Raw genomic sequence first — 11,175 nt, 5'->3', positions numbered from 1 at the left:
GTTTTTAGTGTAAACCTATTTCAGGATATGACACCACAACACAAATTTACTAATTTGCTAATTTTCTAATTTTCAAATTTGCTAATTTTCCAATTACTTCTTATCTTTGCGCATTATTTTATAGTTCAAAGACCTTGTTTACATTCACTAAAAACGAAAAGCTATGCAAGCGTGACCACATACAGCAGCTATTTTCAGCCCCCGATAGCCACACTATCTATCCCCTCAAGCTGCTTTATACCCCCATACACACGCTACAAGCACCTTATCAACTACTGATAAGCGTGCCAAAACGCACATTCAAAAAAGCAGTACATCGCAACCGACTAAAACGCCTCATTCGTGAAGCCTATAGGTTGCAAAAACACCACCTACCACACCCCACCACACCCTATGCCTTAGCAATCATATATATAGGTAAAGAACTCACCACCTACCAACACATCTACCACACCCTCACCCAACTGATTGAAAAACTAAACCCTAACATCAAAAACGATAAAATATGATAAATAACTTTACCCTATCACTATTACCACCCCCAGCAGAAGTAGAAACACGCGAAATACTCAAACAACTAAACCTCTCGCATAGGCATTTGGCAGAACTCAAAGGAATTGTTAAAACCATTCCAAACGAGCAAATACTTATTAATACACTTTCACTTCAAGAAGCAAAAAGTAGTAGCGAAATCGAAAATATAGTTACTACTCACGATGACCTCTATAAAGAACACATTATGATAGAAACCAATCCAGCAAGCAAAGAAGTTGTCAATTATGCTAAAGGATTGAAAATGGGATTTGAAATTGTACGTAAAGAAAAACTCTTATTAAACAAACATATACTACTGATACAAGAACAATTAGAAGAAAATAAAGCAGGATTTAGAACGCAAGCAGGTACAAAACTCATCAACAGCAAAAAAGAGGTAGTCTATACCCCACCACAAGATAAAGATGAAATCCTAAACCTAATGGCAAATTTAGAGAAATTTATCAATGACCCCAATTTCTCAGACCTCGACCCTCTAACTAAAATGGCTATTATACACTATCAATTTGAGAGCATACACCCTTTTTATGACGGAAACGGACGTACAGGGCGTATTATCAATATCTTGTACTTAGTATTAGAAGGATTGTTAGACCTACCCGTGCTTTACCTCAGTAGGTATATCATTCAGCACAAAGACGATTATTACAAGGCATTGCAAGGGGTAAGAACTCACGGCGACTGGCAAACACTGATATTGTACCTACTAAAAGGAGTGGAAGTAACAGCTATTGAAACCATAAGTTTGGTAGAAAATATCAAAACACTAATGCAAAACACCAAACAACGCCTCCGTACAGAACTGCCAAAAATCTATAGCCAAGACCTGCTAAACAACCTTTTTAAAAACCCATATACCAAAATAGAGTTTTTAGAAAGAGATCTAGATGTTAGTTATCAAACTGCTCGTAAATACTTAGAAATTCTCACAAAAGAAGGTTACCTAATAAAAGTTCAGAAATGGAAAAATAGTTATTATATTAATGAACCATTACTGAATTTATTTATTAGATAAGTTTTATCATTTATACAAAACAGCCTTTTTATATAAATGAGACCCTAAAAAGTAAGACTCACTAAAAACCCTAAAATAAAATGCAAAAATTAGTAATCTTCGCCTCAGGTTCAGGTTCCAATGCCGAGCGCATCGCTACCTATTTTGCCGAAAAAGGCACAGCACAAGTGCAAGCTATCCTTTGCAACAACCCACAAGCAGGCGTACTAGCGCGCGCCAAACGCCTCGCTATTCCCTCAATAGTATTCGATAGGCAAGCATTCTATCATTCTGATATTGTACTCAATATCCTCAATAGTTTGCAACCCCACCTTATAGTATTAGCAGGTTTCCTCTGGAAAGTGCCTCCTTACCTCACTGAGGCATACCCCAGCAAGATTATCAACATACACCCTTCATTATTACCAAAATATGGCGGCAAAGGAATGTATGGCGCACACGTACACCAAGCAGTTATTGATAATCGCGAAACAGAAAGCGGCATCACTATCCACTATGTAAATGAGCATTACGACGAAGGAAATATCATTTTTCAAGCCAAAACAGAGGTACTCCCCACCGATACCCCCGACACTTTAGCAGAAAAAATACACCAATTAGAGTACCAACATTTTCCTGAAGTAATAAGCAAATTAGTAAATTAGCAAATGAGAAAATCAGCCAATTTGCTAATTTTCAAATTTGCTAATTAAAAAGTTATGTTTTTTGAAGATTGGAGAAATAAAGAGAAGATGGAAATATTCAACGTTACGATTTGATAAAAGATAAAATAGAGATACTTTTCAATACTGCCCCTTATAGGTCTGTAGTAAAAGACAGTAAAGGCAATATTTATATGAATTTATGTAATAACGAAAGAGAACTTCTATCCATTATCCGTAAAATAGCACCCGATGGCACTTATAAAGATTATGATTTAAGTCCTTTCAATATAAAATTTGACAATCTTAAGCTTTCTAAAGATGAAAAACATCTCTGAGCAACAACAGCTTATACTCACTAAAGAAAAAGATAGCTTTCAAATGAATTTTATTGGTAGAAAAATAATTAAAGAATGAAATTATTCAAGCAAAAAACGTGGCAGTTTGAAACCTCGGGAGTAGAAGGCGAGGTAAAACTCTTTGGCGTAAATATATTTGACTACAAATGGCAAGAAACGGGAGAATATGTAAAAGTAACAGACCCTCTCTACCACGCCGAAAAATCTTTTACCCTTTATGAAGTAATGATAAACAGCGAGACACACAGCTTTGTAGCAGGAGAGTTTAGCAATATGATATGGGGATTTTATTTGCTGAAATATTAAAAATAGTTATTAGTCCTTAGCCATTAGTGACTACCTAACAACTAAGGACTCAAGTCAGCTTTCCCAAGCAATAGAACTAAAGCTACCGTCTAAGTTAAAACGAACAGCAAGAATCTCGTCACTTTGGTCAGGGTCAATCATATAATCGACAGTAATTTCTGCCTTTGAAAGACAATACCAAAGCGCTACGTGATGAATTTTCATAGCTGTCACAAAATCATCAATAGAGGTAGGCACCTCTAACTCTAATTCGTCTATATGAAAATCTATATACTCGCTATCTTGTTCTAAATAGCTTTTGAGCGCTTTGCGCGCCTGTTGGTCTCTTTCAGGAAAATGCTTGATAAATTGCTCAAACAAATCCAATCTTTCCTTGCTGATTTCTTCTTTTTTAGCCAACCAAAGATTAAACTCAACAGGGTCGTTTAATTCTTGGAAAGTCACTTTTTGTTCCCATAACACATCTGGGTCAAAATCTTCTTGTATAACACTGGTATCAAGAGTACCAAAATAAGGGTGTGTAATAGATGCCATAATGATATTTTTTATTTAACTTTGCAAAGATAAAACAAAAAAAATGAAATACAATTAAGAATATGACCGAAGTAGTAGAAAAACACATCAAAAAACTTTATCAGTTGGAGAAAAGGCGATTTGCCGATTTGTCGATGAGAAGATTAAAAAAAGAATAAAAAACACTGTTTTAAGACGCTGTTGAAGGCTGATAAAACAGTGTTTTTTTGTGTTAGTAGTGATGAAATCTTCTGTTGATGAGGGTTTTAATTTCTTTTCAAACATTGTTTTAAAATATATGTAAAAATAAATTTATTAATAATTAAAATTATATTTTAGGTTTATATAAAAATATTTTATACCTTTGCCCACTCAAATAACAAAACTATGAATTACAAAGTATTTATTTTATCAGTAGTGGGCAGTCTGAGTTTGATTGCTTGTAAAAAAGAAAAAGATGAGGCAGAACCCTTGTCTGTTACTAATGATGTAAAGATGCTAAATGCTACATCGTATGAAAAATGGGTGTATTACTCGCTTGAAAAAGGAGCTATTGTAGAAGTGAGTTCGCCTGAAACTGACCTTACGTGGGATATAGCTTTCCAACGTTGGTATGTGAAAACCAATAGCGGTACCTCCGGCAAAGGAAAAGGAGGTGCTATTAACACTAAAAAAACAGATTGGAACAAGGTAATTATAGCCCCTCCGACAGGCTATAAAGTAGATGCGATAGGAACGCTAAACGGTTGGGACGTAGTAAAAAACGTCGAAACTAAAAAAGAAGGTACTTTTTCTCAAGAGGCTTCGCTTTATGTAACCTATATCAGTGGAGGGAAATACAAAAATAGAAATGAGGTTTACTTGCTGAAAACAGCTAAAGGTAAGTTTGTGAAAATACAGTTTTATGACTATGTGAATGAAAAACTAAAAGGAGGCTATCCTAGTTTTAGATATAAATTAAGTGATAATGAAAATTTTTAATGCAAAAATGAGGTATTTATGGATATTGCTAGCTCTGCTGGCTCAGCAGGCGATGGGACACGCTATTTGGATTGAAACCAACACAGAGGCAAAGATAGGCGATTGGCACGAGGTGCGCATTTTCTTCGGTGAACCGAATGAAACTAATAAGCCTACCCCTACTGCTAAATGGTACTCAGACTTGAATACGCTTTCACTTTCACTCATCTCCCCTTCGGGGAAAGAGACTGTTTTGGAAAAGAAGCAGTCAGAATGGTGTTATTACGCCCATTTTAAGGTAGAAGAAGAGGGCGTTTACAAATTGAATATTAATCATTTGGTGGCTAAAGTATACAAACGGATGCGCTTGAGGTATCAGTCCGTTGCTTTTGTGAGTACAAAACCGCTGACTGAAACGGTTGTCTTGGGTGATAAATCGTTTTTTAGATTGGGGGTGGCTCCTGCTAAAGGAGACGAGCAGGAGTATAGAGCCTTCTACAAAAAAAGAGGACTAAAGAAAGAGAAAGTTACCTTTGATTTTTCAGTAGATAAAAGTATTACCGGTATTACTGACAAGGAAGGTGTTTTGACCTTTCAGACAGAAATGCCTAATAAATATATAGTGAACCTTGCTAAGCAAAAGAAAAATAGAGGTAAGCACAATGGTAAAAAACATCTTTTTGATTATATTTGGCTAACTTACTTATGCGCTAACAAAGAAATTATAGAGCAAAATAAGTTTTGATTTGCTAATTAGCTAATTTGCCAATTTGGCGATTAGTTGATTTGCCAATTTGGCGATTTTGAAATTTGTTAATTAAATTTTTTTGCTGTTTCAAAAAAAAGTTGTACTTTTGCGCCCTAAAAATAGGAGTGCCCCATTATAAGCACTCCAAAATAAAGGAATGTTTAATTTATAAAAATCGCAACGAAGTGGACACACTAAGCTACAAAACAGTTTCAGCCAACAAAGCTACTGTTACTAAACAGTGGGTAATTGTTGATGCTGACGGACAAACTTTAGGTCGTCTTGCCTCTAAAGTAGCTAAATTGCTACGCGGTAAGTACAAGCCTAACTTTACACCCCACGTAGATTGTGGCGATAACGTAATCGTTATCAATGCCGAAAAAATTAACCTTACAGGTAACAAATGGGAAGACAAAACTTACCTTCGCCACACCGGTTACCCAGGAGGACAACGCACTGTGGGAGTGAAACAACTATTGGCAAAACACCCAGAACGCATCATCGAAAAAGCTGTAAAAGGGATGCTTCCTAAAACTAGATTGGGTGCAGCAGTTTTACGTAATTTGAAAGTGTATGTAGGTACTGAGCATAAACACGAAGCACAACAACCTACTGCCATTAACTTAAACGATCTCAAATAATGGAAGTAATTCACACTATCGGTAGACGAAAAACCGCCGTAGCGCGTATCTACCTAAAACCTGGTAATGGTTCTATCAGCGTAAATAAACGCGACCTTAACAACTATTTTACTACCGCTACTTTGCAGTACAAAGTAAAACAACCTCTTGCTCTACTTGGCGCTGAGGCTGCTTACGATGTGAAAGTAAACGTATATGGTGGAGGTATCACAGGGCAAGCTGAAGCTATCCGTTTGGCTATCGCTCGCGCTCTTTGCCAACTCGATGTAGAAAACAGAGCTGTATTGAAACCCGAAGGGTTCCTTACTCGCGACCCTCGTATGGTAGAACGTAAAAAATTCGGTCAGAAAAAAGCACGTAAGAGATTCCAATTCTCTAAACGTTAGGATAATTATGAATTTTGAGTTCTTAATTCAAAATTTAAAATTCAAAATTAAATTTGCTCCTTAGTTTAGCATCCAAATAGCTCAGGCGGCAAAAGCCTCTCCAAGCTATTGCTAACTTTTTAGGAACGTAAACTATTTAAAAAAAATGGCAAATAACATAGAAATTAAAGAATTATTAGATGCAGGTGTACACTTCGGTCACCTTACCCGTAAGTGGAACCCTAATATGGCACCTTACATCTATATGGAACGCAACGGTATCCACGTAATCAACTTGTACAAAACCGCTGCAAAAATTGAAGAGGCTACCGAAGCCCTCAAAAAAATCGTAGCTTCAGGCAAAAAAGTACTATTCGTAGCTACTAAAAAACAAGCTAAAGATGTAGTTGCCGAAAAAGCTAAATCAGTAAAAATGCCTTATATTACAGAACGTTGGCCTGGTGGTATGCTTACCAACTTCGTTACTATCCGTAAGGCAGTTAAAAAAATGTCATCTATTGACAAAATGAAGAAAGACGGTACTTTCGATACCCTTTCAAAACGTGAAAAACTACACGTAGAACGTATGCGCGAAAAACTTGAGAAAAACTTAGGTTCTATCGCCGATATGCAACGTTTGCCAGCTGCTCTTTTTGTAGTAGATACACTTCGTGAGCACATCGCTGTAAAAGAAGCTCAAAAATTAAACATTCCTATTTTCGCTATGGTTGATACAAACTCTGACCCTCGCGAAGTTGACTTCCCTATCCCTGCTAACGATGACGCTTCAAAATCAATCGAAAAAGTACTTTCATACTTCACCGAAGCTATCAATGAAGGTCTTGCAAGCAGAACAGCTGAAGCTAACAAAGAAAATAACTCTAATGAATAATTAATACAATGATTAATGATTAATGTAAAAGTTGAATAATACAATTCATCAACATTAATCATTAATCATTAAACACTAAACATTAATAAAAATGGCAAATATTACCGCCGCAGAAGTAAATAAATTAAGACAAGCCACAGGTGCTGGTATGATGGACTGTAAAGCAGCCCTTATAGAAGCAGAAGGCGATTTCGATAAAGCAATTGAAGTATTGCGCAAAAAAGGTCAGAAAGTAGCAGCTAAACGTGCCGACCGCGACTCTAGCGAAGGGGCTGTTATTGCTAAAGTAAATGGTAATAATACTGTTGGGGCTATCATTTCTCTTAACTGCGAAACCGACTTCGTAGCTAAAAACGCTGACTTCGTAGCACTTGCTAAAGATTTGGCTGAACTTGCGCTTGGCGTAAACAGCAAAGAAGATTTATTAGCTGCAAATTACAAAGGATTATCAGTAGCCGAAAAACTTACTGAACAAACAGGGGTTATTGGTGAGAAAATTGAAATCGGTGCTTTTGAAAAATTAGAAGCTCCTTTTGTGGCTTCTTATATACATAATGGTAACAAAATTGCTGCTATTGTAGGACTTTCATCTGCTATAGCTGATGCTGCTGAAGTAGGTAAAAACTTAGCAATGCAGGTTGCCGCTATGGGTGCTGAAAAACTTTCTTACAAAGAATTCTCAGCTGAATACATCGCTAAAGAAACTGAAGCGCGTATCGCTATCATTGAAAAAGAAAACGAAGAACTACACCGTTTGGGCAAACCGCTAAAACACGTACCTCAGTACGTATCACAAGCTCAGCTTACTCCTGAAGTATTGGCTAAAGCTGAAGCAGATGCTAAAGCTGAACTAAAAGCTGAAGGTAAACCAGAACAAATTTGGGATAAAATCCTTCCTGGTAAAGTTCAACGTTTCATCAGCGACAACACTACCCTCGACCAAGAAAAAGCTTTGCTTGACCAAGTGTATATCTATGACGAAAGCAAAAAAGTATCAGATTTTGTAAAATCTAAAAATGTAGAAGTTGTAGCTTTCAAGCGTGTAGCATTATAGTATAATACTATTTTAATAGGTGTTATAATTTTTTCATAACTATAACTATTTTGAGGCTGTCCTTTTGGGGCAGCCTCTTTGGTTTATACATTATTCTATTTCTAAAGGTTCAAAAGTGCGTGGTAAAGCCTCGTTGTAGTATTTGAGAATGTTTTTAAAGGAAGTAGGGTGGGTGAGGGTTTCTATAAACTCACTAAAGTTATTTCCCACAAAATAGATACCTATAGGAAAACACGCCAAATAAATAGGGCATTCGCCATCGGCAGTGGGGTGTTCGCTATCCCAAAATACTACTTCACCATTTTCGCCAAATAAAAAAGGCTCGGCATTGGCAATAAGCCTATAATTTACAGGATCGTGTAGTAGCTTAGGAGGAGCGGGATTTGTTAGGTAGGATTGAAAAATACTCTTTAAATACGCATTTTGCTCTTCCAAAGTATTAGTATAATTACTTTCACCCATAGGGATATAAGTAAAAAAAAGTTCAAGGAGGCGCCCATAGCCTAATTCAAATGAAAATTGCTGATACGAGGGTGGAATGAGAAAATCGCCCAGCCTTACAATACGCTGCTTATTTAGCGTGAGTACGGGTGTTTTTACGTCTAAAATTTCTGAATACACTGTCTTATTTTTTGTGGCAAAATTACGAAAAGTTTTTCATATATGCTGTTATAGCAGTTTTTTATTTTCGTGCTTTTACCCTTATATTCTTATACTTACGTTAATATTTTGCTTTTTTTGTATTTTTTATTTGTAGGATATAAAAATATTGATTACCTTTGTGCTTCAATAACGAATTGAGGTTAATAATCAAACATTTTTATAAACATTTTTATTACTATGGATGTAAATAAAATTATGAGCTCTTTAGAGGCTAAACACCCAGGAGAGAAAGAGTATTTGCAGGCAGTGCACGAGGTACTTGAATCTGTGCAAGAGGTTTACAACCAACACCCAGAATTTGCTAAAGCTAAAATTATTGAACGTATTGTTGAGCCTGATCGTATCTTCACTTTCCGTGTAGATTGGGTGGATGATAAAGGCGAAGTACAAACCAACTTGGGCTATCGTGTACAATTTAATGCTGCTATAGGCCCTTACAAAGGAGGTATTCGTTTTCACAAAGCGGTAAACCCTTCAATGCTTAAGTTCTTGGGCTTTGAACAAACTTTCAAAAATGCGCTTACTACCCTACCTATGGGGGGCGCTAAAGGAGGTTCAGACTTTGACCCTACCGGTAAATCGGATGCTGAAATTATGCGTTTTTGCCAAGCGTTTATGCTTGAACTTTGGCAACATATAGGTCCCGATACTGATGTACCTGCAGGTGATGTGGGTGTAGGGGGTCGCGAAATAGGCTATATGTACGGAATGTACAAAAAATTGGCTCGCGAGTACAATACAGGGGTACTTACTGGAAAAGGTATTAACTGGGGTGGTTCTCTTATCCGCCCTGAAGCTACTGGTTATGGGGCACTTTACTTCGTAGACCATATGCTTAAAAAACTTGGCAAAGACCTTAAAGGACAACGTGTGGTAGTTTCTGGCTTTGGTAACGTAGCTTGGGGAGCATCGCAAAAAGCTACTCAGTTAGGAGCTAAAGTAATTGGTCTTTCAGGGCCTGATGGTTGTGTAGAAGTTCCTAATGGTATGACACAAGAAATGATAGACTACTTATTAGAGCTTCGCGCTTCTAACCGTAATATCGTAGCTCCTTTTGCTGAAAAATTTGCAAAAGAAAGTAAATTTACCGCTGGCAAAAAAGCGTGGGTAATCCCTTGTGATATTGCGTTGCCTTGTGCTTTCCAAAATGAATTGAACGAAGAAGATGCTAAAACGCTAATTGCTAATGGTGTGAAATTGGTAGCAGAAGTATCGAATATGGGTTGTACTCCGGAAGCTATCAAGGCTTTCCAAGATGCTAAATTGCCATTTGCCCCAGGAAAAGCGGTGAATGCAGGAGGGGTAGCTACTTCTGGTCTTGAAATGACCCAAAATGCGGCACACCTTGCGTGGAGAGCTGAAGAAGTAGATGCTAAATTACACCATATTATGGAGTCTATCCATAACGCTTGTTTAAAATACGGACAAGAAGATGGTTATATTAACTACGTGAAAGGTGCTAACATAGCAGGCTTTATGAAAGTAGCGCACGCTATGCTTGACCAAGGAGTGGTTTAATGACAAAAAAACAATAAATAATAAAAGCTGCTTCTGCAAAATGGAGCAGCTTTTTTAATTTGTTTACTTTTTATGAAAAATCTTTATCTATTCTTGCTTTTTGGCTTCTTATCACTACGAGCACAAACAGACCCTTCTGGAGCAACACTCCTTACAGATAAACAAGTACAAATGCTTTTCCTCCATGAAATGCTTAAAGAAATAGGGGTAACATTCCCTATCAGGAAAGTGTATGCTTTTGAAGATAAATTGGGAAAGCAGTATCTTATCATTTCTGAAAATAATACCAACCCCGATAAGGCAACCTCTATAAAAGCTTTCAACGTGCTTCTAAAAGAAGAAACACCGCCCCAAGTGCTTTGGACAATTACAGATGCTATTAATGATACTGAAGAAGCAATGTGGTTTTATACGCGCTATATAAGCCTCACCGACCTCAATAACGATGGCTATGTAGACCCTATTGTATTATATGGTACGCAATCTGAGTCCGAAGAGCCAAACAGAGAAAACCGAGTGAAATTCATTATTTACTACTTAGGAAAGAAAACAGCCATTCGTCATCAAAATTCTAGCTTAGACGATGAGCGACATACTCAAATAGACCGCTCTTATTACAAACTCCCCTCAGCGTTAAAAAGGAAAATACGTAGTATTGTTGCAACCTTAGAAGAAAGAGGACACGCGCTTTTTAATACAGAAACTATTAAGGAGCTAGAAAAGTAATGTGCTATAGCCTACAAAATACACTTTTTTACTATGCCTCATACAGCGATAATAAGCTATAATGCGCATAAACCACGCTATTTTATAACTTGTAGCAGATATTTTTTTAAGAAATTTACATTATTTTATATACTGATTTTCAATCATTTAAAGATGATGATTGAAAAAACTTAAAAAAAAACTTGGTAAAAAATTTGGAGATTAAAAAAAACGCCGTAC

General features: G+C 36.7%; 14 protein-coding genes. 12 read left to right on the top strand and 2 right to left on the bottom strand.

Annotated features, from left to right (window positions below):
- Positions 1 to 134 precede the first annotated feature (134 nt).
- The 4 genes from rnpA (at position 135) to HMPREF9075_RS04475 (ending at position 2,876) form a co-directional block, all read left to right on the top strand.
- Positions 135 to 509, top strand: coding sequence for a ribonuclease P protein component (rnpA, locus tag HMPREF9075_RS04495; RefSeq protein ID WP_009751362.1), 375 nt, complete (start codon positions 135 to 137; stop codon positions 507 to 509).
- Positions 506 to 1,570, top strand: coding sequence for a Fic family protein (locus HMPREF9075_RS04490; protein WP_009751361.1), 1,065 nt, complete (start codon positions 506 to 508; stop codon positions 1,568 to 1,570). The genes rnpA and HMPREF9075_RS04490 overlap by 4 nt, the downstream gene beginning before the upstream one ends.
- Positions 1,571 to 1,650: 80 nt before the next feature.
- Positions 1,651 to 2,214, top strand: a complete 564-nt coding sequence (gene purN / locus HMPREF9075_RS04485) for a phosphoribosylglycinamide formyltransferase (RefSeq protein ID WP_009751360.1) — start codon at positions 1,651 to 1,653, stop codon at positions 2,212 to 2,214.
- A 410-nt stretch (positions 2,215 to 2,624) separates the two neighbouring features.
- On the top strand, positions 2,625 to 2,876 hold the full coding sequence (locus tag HMPREF9075_RS04475) for a hypothetical protein (RefSeq protein WP_009751358.1): 252 nt from the start codon (positions 2,625 to 2,627) through the stop codon (positions 2,874 to 2,876).
- Positions 2,877 to 2,930: 54 nt separating this feature from the next.
- On the opposite strand, the gene HMPREF9075_RS04470 is transcribed toward HMPREF9075_RS04475, so the two are convergent.
- Positions 2,931 to 3,410: a DUF2004 domain-containing protein gene (locus tag HMPREF9075_RS04470; protein WP_009751357.1), complete on the bottom strand. Its 480-nt coding sequence runs from the start codon at positions 3,408 to 3,410 to the stop codon at positions 2,931 to 2,933.
- Positions 3,411 to 3,776: 366 nt separating this feature from the next.
- Between HMPREF9075_RS04470 and HMPREF9075_RS04465 the strand changes: the two genes are divergently transcribed.
- From HMPREF9075_RS04465 to tsf, 6 genes are all read left to right on the top strand, one after another.
- Complete coding sequence (locus tag HMPREF9075_RS04465) at positions 3,777 to 4,370, top strand: HmuY family protein (RefSeq protein ID WP_009751356.1); 594 nt, start codon at positions 3,777 to 3,779, stop codon at positions 4,368 to 4,370.
- Positions 4,357 to 5,094: a hypothetical protein gene (locus HMPREF9075_RS04460; RefSeq protein WP_009751355.1), complete on the top strand. Its 738-nt coding sequence runs from the start codon at positions 4,357 to 4,359 to the stop codon at positions 5,092 to 5,094. The genes HMPREF9075_RS04465 and HMPREF9075_RS04460 overlap by 14 nt, the downstream gene beginning before the upstream one ends.
- Before the next feature lie 188 nt (positions 5,095 to 5,282).
- The gene (gene rplM, locus HMPREF9075_RS04455) at positions 5,283 to 5,738 is read left to right on the top strand and encodes a 50S ribosomal protein L13 (protein ID WP_034556855.1); all 456 of its coding nucleotides are present in this window, start codon (positions 5,283 to 5,285) and stop codon (positions 5,736 to 5,738) included.
- Complete coding sequence (gene rpsI, locus HMPREF9075_RS04450; RefSeq protein WP_009415309.1) at positions 5,738 to 6,124, top strand: 30S ribosomal protein S9; 387 nt, start codon at positions 5,738 to 5,740, stop codon at positions 6,122 to 6,124. The genes rplM and rpsI overlap by 1 nt, the downstream gene beginning before the upstream one ends.
- A 145-nt stretch (positions 6,125 to 6,269) precedes the next feature.
- Positions 6,270 to 6,995 (top strand): 30S ribosomal protein S2, encoded by a 726-nt coding sequence (gene rpsB / locus HMPREF9075_RS04445; protein WP_009415308.1) that lies wholly within the window; start codon positions 6,270 to 6,272, stop codon positions 6,993 to 6,995.
- A 91-nt stretch (positions 6,996 to 7,086) separates the two neighbouring features.
- Positions 7,087 to 8,049: a translation elongation factor Ts gene (gene tsf, locus HMPREF9075_RS04440; protein WP_009415307.1), complete on the top strand. Its 963-nt coding sequence runs from the start codon at positions 7,087 to 7,089 to the stop codon at positions 8,047 to 8,049.
- 90 nt (positions 8,050 to 8,139) lie between these two features.
- Here the strand turns inward: tsf and HMPREF9075_RS04435 are convergent, their stop codons facing one another.
- Complete coding sequence (locus HMPREF9075_RS04435) at positions 8,140 to 8,670, bottom strand: hypothetical protein (protein ID WP_009415306.1); 531 nt, start codon at positions 8,668 to 8,670, stop codon at positions 8,140 to 8,142.
- A gap of 219 nt (positions 8,671 to 8,889) precedes the next feature.
- Between HMPREF9075_RS04435 and gdhA the strand changes: the two genes are divergently transcribed.
- Together gdhA and HMPREF9075_RS04425 are read left to right on the top strand one after the other, a co-directional pair.
- Positions 8,890 to 10,230, top strand: a complete 1,341-nt coding sequence (gene gdhA / locus HMPREF9075_RS04430) for an NADP-specific glutamate dehydrogenase (RefSeq protein ID WP_009415305.1) — start codon at positions 8,890 to 8,892, stop codon at positions 10,228 to 10,230.
- Between the two features lie 72 nt (positions 10,231 to 10,302).
- The gene (locus tag HMPREF9075_RS04425) at positions 10,303 to 10,956 is read left to right on the top strand and encodes a M949_RS01915 family surface polysaccharide biosynthesis protein (RefSeq protein WP_009415304.1); all 654 of its coding nucleotides are present in this window, start codon (positions 10,303 to 10,305) and stop codon (positions 10,954 to 10,956) included.
- Positions 10,957 to 11,175: the final 219 nt, after the last annotated feature.

It is taken from the genome of Capnocytophaga sp. oral taxon 332 str. F0381 (assembly GCF_000318275.2).
GTDB lineage: Bacteria > Bacteroidota > Bacteroidia > Flavobacteriales > Flavobacteriaceae > Capnocytophaga > Capnocytophaga bilenii.
Note: the sequence above shows the minus strand (reverse complement) of the source record. Positions and strands in the feature narration are given on the sequence as shown.